This window comes from Hydrosulfovibrio ferrireducens (assembly GCF_046883345.1).
Lineage (GTDB): Bacteria > Desulfobacterota > Desulfobulbia > Desulfobulbales > Desulfurivibrionaceae > Thiovibrio > Thiovibrio ferrireducens.
On sequence record NZ_JALKCW010000025.1, the window covers coordinates 298,297 to 317,798 of the forward strand.

A 19,502-nucleotide genomic window follows, 5' to 3' on the forward strand; every position below is an offset into this window, starting at 1 on the left:
GATTTATCCGGTGAAATATCGTGGGGTCAGCGGTTTTCTGCCGGTGAGCCGCTGGTACGGCTCGGCCGGATAGCCCAGGGCGATGACGGCATGGATAGCCTCGTCATCGGGGATGCCCAGGGTCCGCTGTATTGTGGGATTTTTGGCCATGGCCGCCACGGCAAAGCCGATCAGGCAGGAACCAAGCCCCATGGTGTGGGCGGCCAACAGGATATTCTGCGTGGCCAACAGGGCGTCTTCCGCAGGACAGCTCGCCCCGGGGTGCGAACCGACGATGATGGCGGCTGGCGCTCCGTGGAAGAGGCGGTCGCGACCCTGCTCCTCCCATTCCCGCAGCCCCTGGGCGATGGTCGCATGGTAGCGGCGATGGTAATTGGCCAGGGCCGGTTTGCCCATCAGGCGGAGAAGGGTGCGCAGCACGGGATTTGCCGCCAACCGGTTGAGTTTGGCAAAGTAGGCGGCCACCAGGGAGCCCAGCCTTTCCACCGCCGGTCGATTCGGCAGGATGGTGAAAGTCCAGGCCTGGCTGTTGGTGCCGGAGGGAGCGGTGGTGCCGATGCGGACCAGGTCTTCCAGCAGTTGCGGGTCCAGGGCGCGAGTTAAGTAGTTGCGGCAGGAGCGGCGGGAAAGCATGATCCGGACCAATTGGGCGGGGTCTCCCTGGCCGGGAGCCAGGTAGCGATTGTCGGCGGTAAAGGTCTGGAACACAGGCTCTGGTTCCAGGCCCGGCACGGTGATGGCCTGAGTCGGGCAGACGGCGCGGCAATGACCGCAGGCCAGGCAGCGCTCCCCGCTGACCACGGCTTTGCCCCCCAACAGCGACAGGGTCCGGTCCGGGCAGACCGCAAGGCAGAGACCGCAGCCGGTGCATTTTTCCTGGTCGATGTTTGGGCCTTGCGGCCTGGGGTGGTGGTCTGTCATGATTGTCCATCATGCCCTGCTTTGCAAAAAAATGGAAGGGTTCGCATTGTAGTTGACGAAAAGTTCGGGGACGCATAGTTTCAGGACACGTCGATTTTCTTGCGAAATCGCACAAGGCTGCCCAAATTACTCCCCTCGCCCGCTCGGAGTCTACGCTTACCTGCGGGAGAGGGGTCGGGGGAGAGGGAAAATGCAACATTTGAGGTGACAGCTATTCCCCCTCTCCCTAGCCCTCCCCCCGAGGTGGGAGGGGACTTTTGTGTTTTGACGAGCAACACCCCCCGGAGGAAACATGCATTTCTGGCAAGGGTTTTTCCTGTACCTGGCGCCGGGCGGCCTTATGCTGGCCGCGGCGCTGGCCGCCTTGCAGCACGGCGGCTTGGCCCGATGGTTGTTCGGGATCACCTGGCTTTTTCCCCCCGCCCTGGGGCTGATCGCTGTTTTTTTCGGTTGGCGCTTCAACCGCAGCCGGTTGCTTTTTGCGGTGCTGGTGGTGCTCCTGGCCGATCTGCTCCTTCGCCGTTACGGCGGGGCCGGTCAGATCGACCAGCTTCTGGCCAGGTATGTGTTCCATATGGTCCTGCTGGCGTTGCCCCTCAATCTGCTTCTTTTTTCCTTCTGGCGGGAACGGGGCCTTGTCACCGGCCAGGGGTTGCGCCGTTTCGGTTTTATTTTGTTGCAGCCCCTCCTGCTGCTCGGGCTCTATGGGGTGCGCGGCCCCTTGATCGTGCGGCAACTGGAGGGTATGGCCATTGTCCTGCCCCTGGCCGGTGGATTGCCCTCCCCAACCCTAGTTCTCTGGGTTCTTGTTGCCCTGGTCCTGCTGTTTCGTTTGTATCGCCACCGCGATGTGCTGGATCATGGCTTCCTCTGGGCCATGCTCTGTTCGCTCTCTGCCCTGTTGGCCGGGAATTCCGCGCAACAGGCCTTTCTTTTCAGCGTGGCCGCACTGATCCTCATTGTTGCCGCCATTGAGGCGGCCCACCGCATGGCTTTCAGGGATGAGCTGACCGCTTTGCCCGGGCGGAGAGCCTTGAACGAGGCGTTGCTCAAGCTGGGCAACACTTATACCGTGGCCATGGTGGATATCGATTTTTTCAAAAAATTCAACGACCGGTATGGCCATGACGTGGGCGATCAGGTGCTGGCCATGGTGGCTGGATTGCTCGCCAGGGTCGGCGGCGGAGGTCGTCCCTTCCGCTATGGCGGGGAGGAATTCACCGTCCTCTTTCCGGGTAAAACCCTGAAAGAGGCCCAGCCCCATCTGGAAGCATTGCGCCGGAACGTGGCCGAGGCCGGGTTTACGGTTCGAAGCGAGGGACGGGCCGGCAAGACCCAGAATAATAGGCAAAAAGGGGGAGGCTCCGGGAAAAAAGTTTCGCTCACCATCAGCATCGGCATGGCCCAGCCCGACACAACCAGGAAAACCCCCCAGGGTGTGATCAAGGCGGCGGATCAGGCGCTGTACCGGGCCAAGGAAGGTGGGCGCAACCGGGTGTCCAGTTGAGGGAGTTCTTGTCCTAACCCTTTTCTTTTGCGCGGTTTCTTTGTTTGACTTCACCGGGAACCCACCCCTATAATGGAATCACCTTTTCAGGGAGAAAGCCATGGGAGCCGAGTCTCGGAGCAGTGTTTCGCCGCCAGGCCGTCAATATTGGAAGATAGCCGTGGTGGTGCTGGGGGTCACTATTGTTGCCGCCACGGGGTTGTACCATCTTGCCCGGCTCTATGTGCTCAACGAGGCGGAAAGAAACATCCAGGCCGTACTCCTCACCCATAAAGGCCTGCACCGGTATATTCAGGAAGTCATGCATCCGGTTTTCTACAAGCTGAGAGCGGAAGGTTTGGTCGCCGACACGTTCTACGCCCCGGAAATCTTTTCTTCGACCTTCATCGTCAGGAACCAGCACAAGGCATATAACGAGGAGCGCAAGGCTGCGGGCCTTGAAGAGATTTACTACAAGATGGCTGCTCGCAACCCGCGCAATCCGGTGAACAAGGCGGACGCGCTGGAAGAAAAACTCATCCGGATGTTCAATGAAAACAAGGAGATAAAAGATTACCGGGAGATAGTCCGGATCGGCGATAAGGATTATCTTTTTGTCGCCCTGCCCTTTCTGGTGAACCAGCAGCGATGCATGAAATGCCATGGCAACCGGGAGGATGCGCCCCTCGGTCTCCAGGCGCTCTATCCCGGGTTGGGCGGGTTTAACGAGAAGGCCGGTGAAATCCGGGCCATTGAATCGATCCGGGCGCCCTTGGAACAGCAGTATTTCCTCCTCTACATTGTTTTCGGCTCTTCCTTTGCCGGGTTGCTGGTGCTCGCCGGATTGCTGTTTTTCAACGGTCGTCTCAGAGGGATGGTGCGGACGCGGACCCATGAGCTTGAGCAGGAGGTGGTTGAGCGCCGCCGGGCCGAGGAAGAGGTGCGCCAGGTCAATGAAGAACTCGAAAACCGGGTGGAGGAACGCACTGCCCAGATCGCCGCGGCCAACAAAGAGCTTGATGCCTTCGCCTACTCGGTTTCCCACGATCTGCGCGCCCCCCTGCGCGGCATCGACGGCTTCAGTCTGGCTCTGCTGGAGGATTATGGCGAACAGCTTGATGAGACGGCAAAGGGCTACCTCGGCCGGGTGCGGGCAGGCTGCCTGCGGATGGGCGAGCTAATCGACGATATGTTGCAGCTTTCCCGCCTATCCAGGGGGGAGATCCGCCGGCAGGAGGTCGATCTCAGCGGCATGGCCGGGGAGATCGCCGAAGAGCTCCGGCGCGGGGCGCCGGAACGTCGGGTTGCCTTTGAGATCACCCCCGGCATACGGGTTTTTGGGGACGCTATTTTGCTGCGGGCGGTGCTGGATAATCTGCTCGGCAATGCCTGGAAATTCACCGCCAAAACCGAAAAGGCGCGGATTACCTTTGGCCGGAAGGAGGAAGACGGCAAGGCTCTCCTCTTTGTAAGGGATAACGGGGCAGGGTTTGATATGGCCTATGCCGGCAAGTTGTTCGGCGCCTTCCAGCGCTTGCACTCTCTCCAGGAGTTTGCAGGCACCGGCATCGGCTTGGCCACGGTGCAAAGGATCATCCACCGGCATGGCGGTACTATCCGGGCCGAGGGCGAGGTGGGGCAAGGGGCGACTTTTTATTTTTCCGTGTAAGGCGGTACGCGCATGAGGACGAATATGATTCTATTGGTAGAGGACAACCCGGATGACGAGGCCCTGACCCTCCGCGCCCTGAAGAAGAACAACATCCTCAATGAGGTGGTTGTGGCCAGAGACGGCGTGGAAGCCCTTGATTTTCTCTTTGGCACGGGTGCGCATGCGGGGCGTGATCTGGCCCTCATGCCCGAGGTTATCCTGCTTGACATCAACCTGCCAAGGATAAACGGCTTGGAAGTGCTGGAAAAGATCAGGGCAAACGAGCGGACCAAGTTGTTGCCCGTGGTCATCCTCACCACCTCCAACGAGGAGCGGGACAAACTTAAAAGTTATACTTTGGGGGCCAACAGTTTCATCCGGAAGCCCGTGGATTTTCTGCAGTTCAGCGAGGCCATCCGGCAACTGGGCTTGTATTGGCTGGTGCTGAATCAATCGCCTCCCCTGGTGAAGGTGTAAGCCATGGCCGAAAAGCTGCGCGTGTTGCTGGTGGAGGATTCCGAGGATGATGCGATCCTTGTGGTGCGGGCGCTCGCCCAGGGAGGGTTTACGACGAGCCACGAGCGGGTGGATACCGCCGATGCCATGGCGGCGTGCCTTGCCGGGCAGGAGTGGGACCTGATTCTTTCCGATTATTCCATGCCGCGGTTCAACGGCATGGCTGCGCTCAAGCTCATGCAGGAAAAGGGGGTTGATCTGCCGTTTATCCTGGTTTCCGGGGCGGTGGGCGAAGAAACCGCCGTGGAGATGATGCGGGCCGGGGCCTGCGACTATGTGATGAAGGACAAGCTGACCGGGTTGGCTCCCGCCGTTATCCGGGGATTGCGGGAGGCGGAAAACCGCAAGGCGGCACGGGAGGCGGACAGGGCCATCGATGCCTTGGTGCGGGGGATGGTGGGCGCCACGGGCACGGAGTGCTTTGATCGGATCATCGATGGCCTCTGCGATTGGCTCGGGGCGGAGCATGGCCTCGTTGGTCTGCTGACCGATGGACAGGTGCGGACCCTTTCGCTCTTCCGGCACCGCGAGAAGCAGGAGAACCTCAGTTATCCCCTGGCCGGAACGCCCTGCGAAGGGGTGGTGCAGGATACCTACATAAGCTATGCCCGGGACCTCCGCCGTCTTTTCCCCGAGGACAAGGAACTTGCCAAGCTGGGGGCGGAAAGCTGCGTGGGTATTTCCTTGCGGGATACGCGACAGAAGGTGTTGGGGGTGCTCAATATTTTTTCAACCCGAGAGATGCTGCCCGCGGCAAGGCTTCCCGAGATCATGGAGATTGTCGCGGTCAAGGCCTCCGCCGAACTGGAGCGTCTCCGGGAGGAGGAAGAAAGAAACGCGCTTGAGGCGCAGTTGCGGCAGGCTCAGAAAATGGAAGCCATCGGCACCCTGGCCGGCGGCATTGCCCACGATTTCAACAATATCCTAGCCGCGATTCTGGGCTATACCGAACTGGCCAAGCAGAAAATGATTTCTCAAAGCGAGCCGGACCTCTGTCTTGCCGAGGTGCTCAAGGCGACCTACCGGGCAAAGGGGTTGGTGCAGCAGATCCTCGCTTTTAGCCGCAAGGGCGAGCAGGAAATGAAGCCCATGCGCATCCAGTGCGTGGTCAAGGAGGCGCTCAAGCTGCTAAGGGCCTCCATCCCCGCGGCCATCGAGATTCAGCAGCGGATAGCCCCGGATTGCCAGGCCATCCTCGCCGATCCAACCCGGATACACCAGATTGTCCTGAACCTTTGTACCAACGCCTCCCATGCCATGGAAGCAAAAGGCGGCACCCTGAGCGTGCTCCTGGAAAATACGGCCTTGACGGAAGAAGAGGCGCAGCCCCATGAACTGGCGCCGGGGAATTATGTGCTGCTGGTGGTGAGCGATACCGGGTATGGCATGGAAAAAGAGGTGCTGGATCATATCTTTGAACCCTATTTTACCACCAAGGAGCAAGGCAAGGGTGTGGGCATGGGGCTTGCCATCGTGCATGGCCTGGTAACGGCGATCGGCGGCAAGATTTCCGTGGCGAGCACCCCCGGCCAGGGCACGACCTTCAGGATTCTCTTCCCGCAGGTTGCCGAAAAAGCAGGGGAGGAGGCGCCCGGAAAAATCTGCGCCCCATCGGAAAAAGGCAGCGAGCGTATTTTTGTCATAGACGATGAACAGGCCATCGTGGCCATGGAAAAACTCGCCCTCGAACGTCTCGGCTATCAGGTGCGGCTCTTTGCCGACAGCGAGGAGGCGTTGGCCGCCTTCCGGAATGATCCCCAGGGGTGTGATCTGGTGGTGACCGATCAGAGCATGCCCCATCTTTCCGGCCTGGAACTGGCCAAGGCATTTTTGGCGATCCGGCCGAATCTGCCCATCATTCTCTCCTCGGGCTTCAGTTCCCAGGCCTCGGAAGAGGAAGCCGTCCGAATCGGGATTCGCCGTTTCATCATGAAGCCGGTGGATATCTCCCACCTTGCCGCCACCATTCGGGAGCTTCTGGATCAGTGCTAGGAATTTTCCCGGTGCTCGGCGGCGTGTTAATGGGAATTCTTCCCCCCCCCATTCCCCTCCCTGTACTCCACGGATAAGCGCTTTTTTTCAAAGTGAAGATTTTCCCGCTCTATGCTATCCTTGCGCCTGAAATTGTAAGGCTCTTGCAAAACTCCTCGAAGTTACATCCCCTCCCTTGACGGGAGGGGGCAGGGGGGTGGGTGAAGCTGCAACCTGCACGGTATCTGCCAACTTCCCCCTCACCCTAACCCTCCCCCGCCAGGGGGGAGGGGACTTTTTTGATTTTTGCAAGAGGCGCGTTTGACCTTGAAAATCTCTTGCCCATCATAAGGAGCTGCCCCAATGAGTGTTGAGCCCAATAAAATCATCTATTCCATGGTTCGGGTCGCCAAGTTTTACGACAAAAAGCCGATCTTAAAAGACATCAGCCTGTCCTATTTTTATGGGGCCAAGATCGGCGTCCTGGGCATGAACGGCTCGGGCAAATCGTCGCTGTTGCGGATTTTGGCCGGGGTGGACAAGGAATTCAACGGCGAGACCCATATCTCCCCCGGCTTGACCGTGGGCTACCTGGAGCAGGAGCCGCTGCTGGACGAGGGGAGAACCGTGATCGAGATCGTGCGCGAAGGGGCGCAGGAGGCGGTGGATCTCCTGGCCGAGTTCGAGGAGATCAACAACAAGTTCGCTGAGCCCATGGATGACGAGGCCATGGACAAGCTCATCGCCCGGCAGGGGGTGGTGCAGGAGAAGCTCGACACCCTGGATGCCTGGGATCTCGACGCCCGGCTGGACATGGCCATGGACGCCCTGCGCTGCCCGCCCGGGGAGACTCCGGTGAATGTCCTTTCCGGCGGCGAGAAGCGGCGGGTGGCCCTGTGTCGTCTGCTCTTGAAAAAACCGGACATCCTGCTGCTGGACGAGCCCACCAACCATCTGGACGCCGAGACCGTTTCCTGGCTGGAACAGCATCTCCAGCGCTACGAAGGCACGGTCATCGCCGTGACCCATGACCGCTACTTCCTCGACAACGTGGCGGGCTGGATTCTGGAGCTGGACCGGGGCCAGGGCATCCCCTGGAAGGGCAACTATTCATCCTGGCTTGAGCAGAAGGAAAAGCGGCTGGCCCAGGAGGAAAAGGAAGAGTCCAAGCGCCGCAAGACCCTGCAGCACGAGCTGGAGTGGATACGCATGAGTCCCAAGGGCAGGCATGCCAAGTCCAAGGCCAGAATCCAAGCCTATGAAGAGCTGCTGGGCAAAGAGGCGGAAAAGCGCACCAAGGATCTGGAGATATACATCCCGCCCGGCCCACGGCTCGGCAAGATAGTCATTGAGGCCGAGGGGATAACCAAGTCCTTCGGCGACCGGCTGCTTTTCGAGAACCTGACCTTTTCCCTGCCCCCTGGCGGCATCGTCGGGGTGATCGGCCCCAACGGCGCGGGCAAGACCACCTTGTTTCGGCTGATCACCGGTAAGGAGCAGCCCGATTCCGGCACCATCCGCTTGGGCGATGCCGTAAAGCTTGCCTATGTGGACCAGTCCCGCGACGTGCTGGACCCGGAACAGACGATCTGGCAGGCCATCTCCGAGGGCCAGGAAACCATTGCCATGGGCGACCGCGAGGTGAACTCCCGCGCCTATGTGGGCAGGTTCAACTTTTCCGGCACCGACCAGCAGAAAAAGGTGGGGCTGCTCTCCGGCGGCCAGCGCAATCGGGTCCACCTGGCCAGGATGCTCAAGGAAGGGGCCAACGTCCTCCTGCTGGACGAGCCCACCAACGATCTGGATGTCAGCGCCCTGCGCGCCCTGGAAGAGGCACTGGAGAACTTCGGCGGTTGCGCCGTGGTCATCAGCCATGACCGCTGGTTTCTGGACCGCATTGCCACGCACATGCTGGCCTTTGAAGGGGATTCCCAGGTGGTCTGGTTCGACGGCAACTACTCCGAGTACGAGGCCGACCGCAAGGCCCGCTTGGGCGACGCAGCCGACCAGCCGCACCGGATCAAGTACCGCCATTTGACCCGCGCCTGATTTCGGCATGGTTGAAAATAAAAAACCCCTGGTTGCCTGTGTTTGGGCGGCCAGGGGTTTTTGTGTTTTTTGAGGGGGTTGCAGGGCTGGAGAACGGATCAGCAGCGGGAAAAAATCGTCAAGGTATATGGGTCCGGTCCTTCCACCCGTTCTGTCGAGGTTGCGCTGAACTGGTTGGGGGCGAACTCGGGAAAGAGGGTGTCGCCCTCCACCTCCCGGTCGAGCACGGTAAGATAGATGGCATCGGCCAGGGGCAGGGCCTCGCGGTAGATCTCGCCGCCTCCGGCAATGAAGATTGTTTCCGTTTCCGGGCAGAGGGCGAGGGCGGCGGTCAGGCTTTGGGCCACCGCGCAGCCTGCGGCGCGATATTCCGGGTTGCGGGTGACGATTATGGTTTTCCGGCCGGGCAGGGGGCGGCCGATGGACTCGAAGGTCTTGCGCCCCATGATCAGGGTGTGGCTCATGGTGAGGGATTTGAAGCGTTGCAGTTCGCTCGGGATATGCCAGGGGATACCGTTGCCCCGGCCGATCACCCGGTTCTTGGCCATGGCGGCGATGAGGATGATCTTCATCGTGCCGCGCTCACGAATTTACGCCTCGCCTGCCTTGACAGCCTCAAGCGCTTCCCAGCGGCCGTAGGCCTTTTTCAACTCCTGCTCAAGCGCTTCCAGTTGTTTCTGTATTTGGGGGATGGCGGAGGGGTCCTTCTGGTACAGGGCTGGATCGCCGAGCTGTTGGTGCAGCTCTTCCAGCTTCGCTTCCATCTCCTCAAGCCGTGAGGGCAGCGCCTCCAGCTCCCGCTCTTCCTTGTAGGAGAGCTTTTTGGCCGCGGCTTTTTTAGGCGGGACCGTTTCTTTTTTTTCGCTTTTTTCCGGCTTGGCGGCCGGGGCCGGAGTCTGGCCCCGCTGCACAAGCCAGTCGTCGTAGCCGCCTGCGTATTCCTCCACTCTCCCCTCGCCCTCGAAAACCAGGGTGGAGGTGACCACGTTGTTCAAAAAAGCCCGGTCATGGCTGACCAGGAGCAGGGTTCCCTGGTAGTCCAGCAGCAGTTCTTCCAGTAGCTCCAGGGTTTCCACGTCAAGGTCGTTGGTGGGCTCGTCCATGACCAGCACGTTGAAGGGCTGGGTGAACAGCTTGGCCAGCAGAAGGCGGTTTTTTTCCCCGCCGGAGAGCACGCGCACCGGCGAACGGGTCCGGTCCGGGGCAAAGAGAAAATCCTGGAGATAGCTGATGATGTGGCGCGGTTGCCCGCCCACCATTACGGTGTCTCCGCCGTCGGTCACGTTGTCGGCCACGGTTTTTTCCGGATCGAGCTGTTCCCGGTTCTGGTCGAAATAGCACGATTCGATGCGGGTGCCCAGGCTGATCGACCCTTGCGTGGGTTCGAGCTGACCGAGGATGAGCTTGAGCAGGGTGGATTTGCCCGCCCCGTTGGGGCCGATGATCCCCACCTTGTCCCCGCGCATGATGGTGGCGGAGAGATTTTTGATGATGGGCGCGCCGTCGTAAAAAAAAGAAACATCCTTGAGCGAGGCCACCAGCTTGCCGGAGCGTTCGGCGTCCTGCATCTGAATGCGGGCCTTGCCCGCCTGATTCCTGCGTTCGGAGCGTTCCTTGCGTAGGTCGAGCAGCGCCCGCACCCTGCCTTCGTTGCGGGTGCGGCGGGCCTTGATCCCCTGCCGGATCCAGGCCTCTTCCTGGGCCAGTTTTTTGTCGAACTTGTGGCTCTGGCTCGCTTCGGCATCCAGGGCGTCCTGCTTGCGCTGGAGATAGGTGGCGAAGTTGCCGGGCCAGCTCGTCAGCCTGCCGCGGTCCAGCTCCACGATCCGGGTGGCGATCTTTTGCAACAGCATGCGGTCATGGGTAACAAAGAGCAGGGTGGAGGAAAAGCTTAAAAGAAACTCCTCCAGCCAGTTGATGGCCTCAATGTCCAGATGGTTGGTGGGCTCGTCCAGCAGCAGCAGGTCCGGTTCGCTGACCAGGGAGCGGGCCAGCAGGACGCGGCGTTTGAGGCCGCCGGAAAGGGAGGTGAATTCCTGGTCCGCAGGGAGTTGCAAGCGGGAAAGAACGGTTTCTACCCGTTGCTGAGCCTGCCAGCCGTTGGCCGCATCCAGGGCATGCTGGGCCTCTTCCAGTTCGGCCAGAACCGTTTCGGAGTGATCGGTTTGGAGCAGGTGGCTCACCGCGTGGTAGCGGGCCAGCAGTCCGAACATCTCGCCTAAGCCAGCGGCCACCACCTCGTAGACCGTCCCGGTCGTGCCGACCGGCACTTCCTGGGTGAGCCGGGCTACGCGCAGCCCCTTTTGTCGGGTGATTTCGCCCCGGTCCGGTTCGATTTCTCCGGACAGGATCTTCATGAGCGAGGATTTGCCTTCGCCGTTGCGGCCCACCAGGCAGACCCGTTCGCCGGGCTCAATCTGCAAATCGATGCCGTTGAGCAGCGGCAGGCCGCCAAAGCTCAAGGCGATGTCCTTCAGGGTAATCGTGGCCATATCAGGAGGAGGTTCTGGATCTCTGCGGACGCGAAGGCGGTCGTCTTCCGCCGGGTCTGGGCCTGCTGCTGCCGGGGCCACTGCCGCCCGGCCGGCTGCGGGGCGCGGAGGATGATTCCCTTTTGGGCGCGGGCTTGGAAGGGGGCGGGGTTGACAGCCACTCCGGATCGGGTTGGATGCAGGGCAGCTTGGCCCCGATGAACTCCTCGATATCAGGCAATTGGAAGGAGTCGGATTCGTCGGCAAAGCTCACCGAGGTACCCAGGGCTCCTGCCCGGCCGGTCCTGCCGATGCGGTGCACATAATCCTCGGGATCGTGGGGCAGGGTGTAGTTGATGACATGGCTCACCCCGTCCACGTGGATGCCTCGGCCGGCCACATCGGTGGCCACCAGCACCCGGATCTTGCCGGCCCGGAAGTTTTCCAGGGTCTTGGTGCGGGTGTGCTGGGGGATGTCGCCGGAGAGGATGGCGCACTGGATATCGTAACGCGCCAGCTTTTCGGCAAGGTGGCGTGTTTCGTCTTTGCGGTTGCAGAAGATCATCACCCGTTCCAGGTTCTGGCGGATGATGATGTTGTAGAGCAGGGGGAATTTTTCCCGGCTGCTGACCAGATAGACCAACTGTTCCACGGTGTCCGTCACCACCTGCTCCGGCTCGATCTCCACGGTTACCGGATTCGTGGTCCATTGCGAAGCGAGGCTGATGACCTGCGGGGTCAGGGTGGCGGAAAAGAGCAGGGTCTGGCGTTTGTCCTTGTTGGGGGTGGCGTGGACGATCTGGCGGACATCGGGAATAAAGCCCATGTCCAGCATGCGGTCCGCCTCGTCGATGACCAGAATCTCCACCTGATCGAGGTGAACGTATTGTTGACGCTTGAAATCCAGCAGCCGGCCCGGCGTGGCCACGATGATGTCAACCTGCTGTTCGGTGATCTGGCGCTGCTGCTTCTGGTAGTCCATGCCGCCTAAAATCGCCACCGTGACAACATTGCAGTACTGGGTAAGCTCGCGGGCGTCCGCGACAATCTGGAGAACCAGCTCGCGGGTCGGCGCCAGGATCAGGGCGCGGGGCGAGCCGTGCCGCCGCTTGCCCGGGGGGGTAGTGCGCAGCAACCGGGTGAAGATGGTGGTCAGAAAGGCCGCGGTCTTGCCGGTGCCGGTCTGGGCCTTGCCGCTGGCATCCTTGCCGGTCAGGGTGTGGGGCAGAGTTTGGGCCTGGATGGGGGTGCAATAGGCGAAACCGAGGTCGGAGATGGCATGCATGATCTCGCTGGGCAGGTCAAGGTCGTGGAAGCGCATTTTGCCCTCGACCTTGGGGACCAGAAACTGCGAGGCGTCCCAGGGCGGGGTTGGGTCGGTCTCGGGAAGCGCTGCCTGGGCCCGGAGATTTTCCGGGATGAGGGGGGCCTTAGGTTCCTTTTTTTTGCCCCGCCGCCGGGAACCCCGTTGCGTCTCTTCGGAGGGGGCATGGGGATGAGCCTGCTGGGCTGCGAGATCGCTGGATTTCGCCCGGCCGGTGATGATTTTTTTCAGTTTGTCACGGAAGCGATTGATGATTTTTCTTACCAAAATATCCTCTCAGTGGAGATGGCAAATTATGACGGGTTTACGGATGGTTGGTCGGGAACCATGGCATGTGTTGGGAGAATGCAAAAGGTTTTCCGCGGAAGAACCATCGAAAAAATATACCTGGCCAGGCCGCTTAAGAAGCTTTTTCGGGCAAGGGCAGGATAAACGGTCATGGGAAAAAAAAGGCGAGGCGGGCGAACACGCTGGTTAAGTGGTTCGCCGTGGGTTTCATGAGAAAAGATGGTGGGCCGTCGGGGGCTCGAACCCCAAACCTACTGATTAAGAGTCAGTTGCTCTACCAGTTGAGCTAACGGCCCTTCTCTTTATGTCGTGGCAAGATATACACCTTCCGTTTTGCCTTGTCAACCAGGATGCATGCGCAAAAATGAAAAAAGGTCACAAGTCCGTCGCACAAATCAAAGCGGTGTGCTGCCGCCGTTGTAATCGCGGCAGAGCTATTTTTTTGGTGCTCATCCGGTCCGGTAGGTGCAAAAGCGAAGGGGTTCAGGTATAGTGACCCGGCTAGATTTGGTTTTTTCCGGCGTGGGCCGGAAGCATGGCAGAGCAAAGGGGAACTATCCCGCTCGGAGCCGGAAAGCGAAAAAACCACGGAACGTAACTGCTCAGCAGTGCCCCAGATGCGCGAAAGAGGCCTGCGAAGTGTGCTATTGCACATGAGCAGGTCGATGACAAAGCAGATGAGGCGCTGCTGAACAGTTACAAGGAAAGGAGAACGTTCATGAGCAAGGTGTTGATAATCGGGGCCGGCGGGGTCGGCAGTGTGGTGGTTCATAAGTGCGCGCAGGTGCCGGAGGTTTTTTCGGAGATCTGCCTTGCCAGCCGGACCCTTTCCCGCTGCGAAAATATCCAAAAATCCGTCAAGGAGCGGACCGGACGCGATATCGAGATCGCCCGGGTCGATGCCGACAATGTTGCCGAGACCGTGGCCCTGATCAAAAGGGTGCAGCCCAAGCTGGTGCTCAATCTGGCCCTGCCCTACCAGGATCTGCACATCATGGATGCCTGCCTGGAAACCGGGGTCGATTACCTGGATACCGCCAACTACGAGCCGCCGGACGAGGCGAAATTTTGCTACAAATGGCAGTGGGACTACCAGTCCCGCTTCAAGGAAAAGGGTCTTATGGCCCTGCTGGGCAGCGGCTTTGATCCCGGGGTCACCAATGTCTATTGCGCCCACGCGGCCAAGCACCATTTCGACGAAATCCACTATGTGGACATCCTCGACGCCAATGCCGGGGACCACGGCCACCCCTTTGCCACCAACTTCAACCCCGAGATCAATATCCGCGAGGTCACGGCCAAGGGCAAGTACTGGGAGAACGGCACCTGGGTCGAGACCGCGCCGCTTTCCATCAAGCAGAGCTACGATTTTCCGGTGCTCGGCCCCAAGAACGCCTATCTCATGTACCACGAGGAGCTGGAATCCCTGGCCAAGAATATCAAGGGGCTCAAGCGCATTCGGTTCTGGATGACCTTTTCCGACAACTATCTCAAGCATCTTGAGGTGCTGCAGAACGTGGGCATGACCGGGATCGAGCCGGTCATGTTCGAGGGGCGCGAGATCATCCCCCTGCAGTTTTTAAAGGCGCTGCTGCCCGACCCCGCCTCCCTGGGGCCGCGGACCAAGGGGAAAACCTGCATCGGCTGCGAGGTGGAGGGGCTCAAGGATGGCAAGCCCAAGAAGATGTTCATCTATAATGTTTGCGACCATGAGGAGTGCTACCGCGAGGTGGGCTCCCAGGCCATCTCCTACACCACCGGGGTGCCGGCCATGATCGGGGCGATGATGATGCTCACCGGCAAATGGCGGGGCGCAGGGGTCTTCAACATGGAGGAGCTGGACCCCGATCCCTTCATGGAGAAGCTCAATATCCACGGGTTGCCGTGGGTGGAAAAGGTGCTGGCCTAGGCTGCCGTGCGGGAATCCTTGCTAAAGAGCATCGACACCTCCCTGTATGCGGGGATGCGGGCGGAGGCCCAAAAGATCCCCAGGCGGAGGGTGCACCATTGTCTGCATGCGAGCCCGGATGATCCGGTGCAGCGGCTGGTGGTGGATATGGAGCCCGGGACCTATATCCGGCCCCATCGCCATCGAAAATCTCCGAAGTGGGAACTTTTTCTCTGTCTGGCCGGGAGCGGTTCGGTGCTGCTCTTTGACGATGCGGGGGTGTTGACGGAAAAGGTCGCGATCGGGGCAAACGGCTCGCGTTATGGGGTGGAGATCCCGGCCGGGGTCTGGCACACCCTGATCATCGAAGAGGTGGGCACCCTGCTGGTGGAGGTCAAGCCCGGTCCGTATGCGGTGCTGCCCGAGGAGGATTTCGCCCCCTGGGCTCCGGCGGAGGGCGAGGCGGCCGCAGCCGAATTTGAGGCGGCCCTGCATGCTCTGCCCATCGGCAGGGCGGTTACGCTATAATTCCGGAAGAGAACAATGAGCCACAAGGTAATCAATATCGACTGTGACCTGAGCCAAGTGCCCACCCCCAGCTACGTCTGCGACCGGGCCAGTCTGGCCCGCAACCTGGCCATCCTCGACCAGGTGCAGCAGCGCACTGGCTGCCGGATCCTCCTGGCCCTCAAGGGCTTTGCCATGTTCAGCCTCTTTGGCCAGATCCGCGAGGTGCTGCACGGCGCTTCGGCCAGTTCGCTTTCCGAAGCGCGTTTGGCCCGTGAGGAGTTCGGCAAGGAGGTGCATGTCTATGCCCCGGCCTACGGCGATGAGGAGTTCGCTGAAATTCTCGGTTGCGCCGATCATCTGGTTTTCAATTCCTTTCGTCAATGGCAACATTTTAAAGACCGGGTGGCTGGGGCAGGCAAGAAGATTTCCTGCGGCATCCGGGTCAACCCGCAGTACTCCGAAGTGGATGTGGACCTCTACAACCCCTGCGGCCGCTTCTCGCGCCTCGGCGTGGTGCGCGAGAAGTTTCGGCCCGAGCTGCTGGAGGGTATCGAGGGGCTGCATTTTCATGCCCTGTGTGAGCAGGGTGCCGATGCGTTGGAACATACGGTTGCGGCCTTTGCGGAGAAATTCGGCGAGTTTCTTGGCAGGATGCAATGGGTCAATTTCGGCGGTGGCCACCACATCACCCGGGAGGGGTACGATCTCGACCGCTTATGCGCCACCATCAGCCGGATTCAGGAGAAATACGGGGTGCAGGTTTATCTGGAGCCGGGCGAGGCCATCGGCCTCAACATCGGAGTGCTGGTGACCCGGGTGCTGGATATCGTGGAAAACGAGATGCACACGGCCATCCTCGACACCTCGGCCACGGCCCACATGCCCGATGTTCTGGAGATGCCCTACCGGCCCGTGCTTTTTGGCGCGGGCGAGCCCGGCGAGTTTGCCCACACCTACCGCTTGGGCGGGCTTTCCTGCCTGGCCGGAGACGTGATCGGCGACTATTCCTTTCCTAAGCCCCTTGCCATTGGCCAGCGGCTGGTGTTCGGCGACATGGCTCATTACACCATGGTCAAGACCACCACCTTCAACGGGGTGCGGCTGCCCAGCATCGTGGTCTGCGACTCGCGCACCGGCGAGAGCGATGTGGTGCGAACATTTGGCTATGAGGATTATCGGTCCCGGCTTTCCTAGTGCCTTGTAACTTTTGAATCGACATCAAATTAATTCCCTCCCCCCTTGCGGGGGAGGGTTAGGGAGAGGGGGAAGTTGCCATTATCCCGGCAGGTTGTAGCTACCCCCACCCCCAACCCCTCCCGCAAGGGGAGGGGAGTTTTTCTGAAATAGTAAGAGTTACAAGGTACTAGTTCATTTTTTTTCTCCTACTGCGGCTGTTCTTCTTCCCGGCTCTGAGAAGCCGGGGTAATATGGAACAGCCGGTAGCCGTCCCCTGCCAAAATCAGCCGGTTCAATCCCTGCCCAGCCCAGCCGCCGGCAAGCAAATCCTCCACCGCCACCCCGCTGGAAAGCAACCAGTCTGCCTGTACACTGACCAGGGCCGGTTCCGTGTGCTCATTCATCAGCCCCAAAAGCCAGCCGTTTGTGGTCCGGCGCAGGTCGGCGAGGACATATGTGGCTCCAGGGCCCGTCAGTTCAATCCGGGGCTGCATTCCGAAGAAATTTTTGTAGATCGCGGTAAGCCAGGTGGTTCTGGTATCCCAGGCAAAGGTGGGTGCGCCGCCCGGGCTATTCATCAGGAAGGATGGGGCAATGAAGTCGCCCAGCCCAAAGGTGTTGAGCGCGGTGCGCGCCAGGGGATGTTCCTTGGTGACCAGGGCAGCGCTCAAGCGAAGGGAAGATTCGGTTTCGCTCCACACCTGGGCAGTGCCTCCCGAGGCCGGGCGCACCCCGTGCCAGTATTTCCAGGTCCGGACTGTCTTGGGCTGGGTCTGGGCGAGGATACCGTCCGGCGCTGGATTGAGGAGCAGGGGGGCGTAGCCGGAACTCCAGTCCGGACCCGGCCGTATGCCGCTGTCCCAGGCGGGCCTGGCCTGGCTTACGTCCACCCCGAAGACCTTGGCCATGGCTGCACCCCAGCCGGGGTTGTGCCGGTGATTCGCGTCGAACTGGCCTGGGAGGTCGAGGTTTGCATGGATATGCATGCCATGGTCGAGCAATTTGGCGAGGGCGGGAAGATCGTCCGGTTGCATCTGGAAGTTTCTCGGCAAAAGCAGGCTTTTGGCCTTCGATTGTGTTGTGTCCAGATCGACAAGGGGGTGGTTGATGAGTTTTGGCCGAAACCCCAACCGGCGGAGTCCGCCCCAGAGGGAGGCGGTTTCCTCGTTGGTCCGGTTCCAGCCCAGGTCGATGTCATGCGGCCAGTAGACGAGGATATCCGGCTCCAGGGGTTGCGACCCGGCAAGGAACCGCGACAACGGCAGCGCCTCCATCTGCTGGAACATGGTGCGCACTGCCTCGTACACCTTGGGCTTGGGCCGTCGTTCCTGATCCACCACCCCGAAACCCGCCTCCCGTGGGTACGGCGTGGCAAGAAAGTTGTTACGGTCGCTCCAGTGGAAAAGATGCACGCCCATGGCCCCGGAGAGCATGGCTTCCCAGGTGGAGCTGACAATGGCCTCGGTCTGACGGGCTGCCGCGCCGGGGAACAGGGTTTCCGTGGAGCTGTGGCCGGTTTCCGTGATCAGCACCGGAATGTCCAGGAGATCGCGGAACTTGGCGATGCCGAACTCCAGGGAGCGAAGCTCATGGCCTGCCAAGGCCCAGGCGTAAAGGTTGAGGGAGATGAAGTCCAGGGGCGCGCCCGCAGCCCGGCAGCGTTCGCTGATGGTTTGCGGATCCTCGGCGGTGTAATTGGGGTCCAAGCCGTTGAAGATGCCGGCCACCATGGAATAGGAGATCAGTTGCTCGGGCGCGGCGGCTTTCGCCGCCTTGGCGCCGGCGGCGACAAAATCAGCGATGGTGTGTTTGCGCCACTGAATGAGGTCATGGTAGCCGGAGCTGCGGATGGCCTGATGATCACCCCGGTCCTCCGGGTAGGCACGGGCCATGGGAACCTCGGCAAAATCGCGGAAGGTGGTGCCCCAGGCATTGTTGAGCCTCTCGATGTCCCCCCCGTAGGTTTGGGCCAGGAAAGCACGGTAGGCTGGGAGACTGGTCTGCTCATCGTAGCCGACCTGGCTCTTGACTGCGGCATTCTCCCAGAGATCGTAGAAGGCGAATTCGTTGCCGAGGATCCAGCCGCCGATGGCCGGGCTTGCCTTGTAGCGTTCGCAGACCGCAGCGATGAAGCGGGCAAAGGCTTCCTTGGCCTGGGGATGGCTGTAATTCAGCAGGGGGCTGGGGCCGTTTATTGTGCGGGCCATGGCCTGGGGGTAATTGGCAACGAACCAGGAGGGCGGGTATTGATAACCGATGAGGATGAAGAGTTTGAGTCCGAGCTGTTCGGCCTTTTTGACCAGATGGTCGGCCTGGTCCCAGCGATAGCCCCCTTCCCGCGGTTCCACGCTTTCCCAAACCAGTTCCACCCGCAGGGAGTTGGCATGGGCCTGTTGCATGGCTTCCAGGTCGTAGTCCAACTCGGCCAGGGTCTGGGTGGCGAAAACCGGCGGGTTCCAGACCTGATAGGCGAAGCCGTGGGGGATAAAGGTCTCCTGGCGGTCTGTGTCCCAGAAATAGCCTTGGCGGATGGTTAATCCGGCGGTGGCTGTGGTTGGCGGCAGGCAGAGGGTGAGGAGGAGTAGGGGGATGGTTAAGGAGAAAAAGTGGGTGCGACTTTTTGATTCACGGGAAGAAGGTTTCTGTGTTGACAGCATGGAGAAGATGCCCCCTGGATAGAGATGGATGTGTATTGATGTTGGGGCATTGTATCATCAGCGGGCTGGGATTGTCCTGGGTAAAAAGGTTTGTTCAGGAATTATGGGGTCTGCGGTATGAGATTAGTTTGTTCATTTCTTTGCTTGCCCAAAGAAACGAACCAAAGAAAGGGCCCCCGTGTCACTTGTCCCGCCGTTGGCGGGATGCCCTGCGCTCCTCAAAGCTGCCGGGATGTTGCAAACTCGCTGCGCTCAAACAGTGCAACCTCCCTTTTCGGCAGCTTTTCCGGTGCTCGGCTGCGTGCCAATGGGAATCTTTCTCCCCATTTGTCCTGCCGCGCCTCGCAGACGGGGGCGGAAAAGACGCTAAAACTGTTTGAGGGCGAAGCCCGAGTTTTTTAGCGTCCCGCCCTCGTCGAGAAGCAAGGGAAGCCCGCAGGGCCAGGACTGGCGGGGTGCCTTTTTCTTGTTTCTTCTTTTGGGCACGCAAAAGAAGAAAGAGAGCACAACAGAAAGGTTATCTCCATATTTCCAGGAATTTCAAAATGAATCCCATAAAAAAAGGCCGGAACCCCTGTGGGGCGTCCGGCCTTT

At 60.2% G+C, this 19,502-nt stretch carries 13 protein-coding genes and 1 tRNA gene; 8 read left to right on the top strand and 6 right to left on the bottom strand.

Translation table 11 applies throughout. The features are described from left to right. Positions 1–3 precede the first annotated feature (3 nt). Complete coding sequence (locus tag MWR57_RS13590; RefSeq protein ID WP_423125365.1) at positions 4–921, bottom strand: nitroreductase family protein; 918 nt, start codon at positions 919–921, stop codon at positions 4–6. A 292-nt stretch (positions 922–1,213) separates the two neighbouring features. Here MWR57_RS13590 and MWR57_RS13595 point away from each other — a divergent pair, with 292 nt between their 5' ends. From MWR57_RS13595 to ettA, 5 genes are all read left to right on the top strand, one after another. After that, positions 1,214–2,428: a GGDEF domain-containing protein gene (locus tag MWR57_RS13595; RefSeq protein ID WP_423125366.1), complete on the top strand. Its 1,215-nt coding sequence runs from the start codon at positions 1,214–1,216 to the stop codon at positions 2,426–2,428. Positions 2,429–2,528: 100 nt separating this feature from the next. Next, positions 2,529–4,076 (top strand): sensor histidine kinase, encoded by a 1,548-nt coding sequence (locus MWR57_RS13600; RefSeq protein WP_423125367.1) that lies wholly within the window; start codon positions 2,529–2,531, stop codon positions 4,074–4,076. Between the two features lie 24 nt (positions 4,077–4,100). Further along, entirely contained in the window at positions 4,101–4,535 is a 435-nt protein-coding gene (locus MWR57_RS13605) for a response regulator (RefSeq protein ID WP_423125368.1), read from the top strand. 3 nt (positions 4,536–4,538) lie between these two features. Further along, positions 4,539–6,566, top strand: coding sequence for a response regulator (locus tag MWR57_RS13610; protein WP_423125369.1), 2,028 nt, complete (start codon positions 4,539–4,541; stop codon positions 6,564–6,566). A gap of 342 nt (positions 6,567–6,908) precedes the next feature. After that, positions 6,909–8,594, top strand: a complete 1,686-nt coding sequence (ettA, locus tag MWR57_RS13615) for an energy-dependent translational throttle protein EttA (RefSeq protein WP_423125370.1) — start codon at positions 6,909–6,911, stop codon at positions 8,592–8,594. A 98-nt stretch (positions 8,595–8,692) separates the two neighbouring features. On the opposite strand, the gene MWR57_RS13620 is transcribed toward ettA, so the two are convergent. The 4 genes from MWR57_RS13620 to MWR57_RS13635 form a co-directional block, all read right to left on the bottom strand. Next, entirely contained in the window at positions 8,693–9,166 is a 474-nt protein-coding gene (locus MWR57_RS13620; protein WP_423125371.1) for a dihydrofolate reductase, read from the bottom strand. Between the two features lie 18 nt (positions 9,167–9,184). Next, the gene (locus MWR57_RS13625) at positions 9,185–11,086 is read right to left on the bottom strand and encodes an ATP-binding cassette domain-containing protein (RefSeq protein ID WP_423125372.1); all 1,902 of its coding nucleotides are present in this window, start codon (positions 11,084–11,086) and stop codon (positions 9,185–9,187) included. 1 nt (position 11,087) lies between these two features. Continuing rightward, positions 11,088–12,656: an ATP-dependent RNA helicase RhlB gene (gene rhlB / locus MWR57_RS13630; protein WP_423125373.1), complete on the bottom strand. Its 1,569-nt coding sequence runs from the start codon at positions 12,654–12,656 to the stop codon at positions 11,088–11,090. A gap of 241 nt (positions 12,657–12,897) precedes the next feature. Beyond that, positions 12,898–12,973 (bottom strand) — tRNA-Lys (locus MWR57_RS13635). A 422-nt stretch (positions 12,974–13,395) separates the two neighbouring features. Here MWR57_RS13635 and MWR57_RS13640 point away from each other — a divergent pair. Genes MWR57_RS13640 through nspC form a run of 3 tightly spaced genes read left to right on the top strand, consistent with a single transcriptional unit; the run spans position 13,396 to position 16,269 of the window. After that, a complete protein-coding gene (locus tag MWR57_RS13640) occupies positions 13,396–14,586 on the top strand; it encodes a saccharopine dehydrogenase family protein (protein ID WP_423125374.1) in 1,191 nt (396 codons plus the stop codon). A 6-nt stretch (positions 14,587–14,592) separates the two neighbouring features. Beyond that, positions 14,593–15,093 (top strand): WbuC family cupin fold metalloprotein, encoded by a 501-nt coding sequence (locus tag MWR57_RS13645; protein ID WP_423125375.1) that lies wholly within the window; start codon positions 14,593–14,595, stop codon positions 15,091–15,093. A 15-nt stretch (positions 15,094–15,108) separates the two neighbouring features. Next, positions 15,109–16,269: a carboxynorspermidine decarboxylase gene (nspC, locus tag MWR57_RS13650; protein WP_423125376.1), complete on the top strand. Its 1,161-nt coding sequence runs from the start codon at positions 15,109–15,111 to the stop codon at positions 16,267–16,269. Positions 16,270–16,457: 188 nt separating this feature from the next. Here nspC and MWR57_RS13655 read toward each other — a convergent pair whose 3' ends face one another. Next, positions 16,458–18,908 (bottom strand): beta-galactosidase, encoded by a 2,451-nt coding sequence (locus MWR57_RS13655; RefSeq protein ID WP_423125377.1) that lies wholly within the window; start codon positions 18,906–18,908, stop codon positions 16,458–16,460. Positions 18,909–19,502 lie beyond the last annotated feature (594 nt).

Excerpts from the sequence above, each read along its gene's own strand:
- MWR57_RS13590 (WP_423125365.1), bottom strand. The coding sequence starts at position 921 with ATGACAGACCACCACCCCAGGCCGCAAGGCCCAAACATCGACCAGGAA.
- MWR57_RS13595 (WP_423125366.1), top strand. The coding sequence starts at position 1,214 with ATGCATTTCTGGCAAGGGTTTTTCCTGTACCTGGCGCCGGGCGGCCTT.
- MWR57_RS13600 (WP_423125367.1), top strand. The coding sequence starts at position 2,529 with ATGGGAGCCGAGTCTCGGAGCAGTGTTTCGCCGCCAGGCCGTCAATAT.
- MWR57_RS13605 (WP_423125368.1), top strand. The coding sequence starts at position 4,101 with ATGATTCTATTGGTAGAGGACAACCCGGATGACGAGGCCCTGACCCTC.
- MWR57_RS13610 (WP_423125369.1), top strand. The coding sequence starts at position 4,539 with ATGGCCGAAAAGCTGCGCGTGTTGCTGGTGGAGGATTCCGAGGATGAT.
- ettA (WP_423125370.1), top strand. The coding sequence starts at position 6,909 with ATGAGTGTTGAGCCCAATAAAATCATCTATTCCATGGTTCGGGTCGCC.
- MWR57_RS13620 (WP_423125371.1), bottom strand. The coding sequence starts at position 9,166 with ATGAAGATCATCCTCATCGCCGCCATGGCCAAGAACCGGGTGATCGGC.
- MWR57_RS13625 (WP_423125372.1), bottom strand. The coding sequence starts at position 11,086 with ATGGCCACGATTACCCTGAAGGACATCGCCTTGAGCTTTGGCGGCCTG.
- MWR57_RS13640 (WP_423125374.1), top strand. The coding sequence starts at position 13,396 with ATGAGCAAGGTGTTGATAATCGGGGCCGGCGGGGTCGGCAGTGTGGTG.
- nspC (WP_423125376.1), top strand. The coding sequence starts at position 15,109 with ATGAGCCACAAGGTAATCAATATCGACTGTGACCTGAGCCAAGTGCCC.
- MWR57_RS13655 (WP_423125377.1), bottom strand. The coding sequence starts at position 18,908 with ATGCTGTCAACACAGAAACCTTCTTCCCGTGAATCAAAAAGTCGCACC.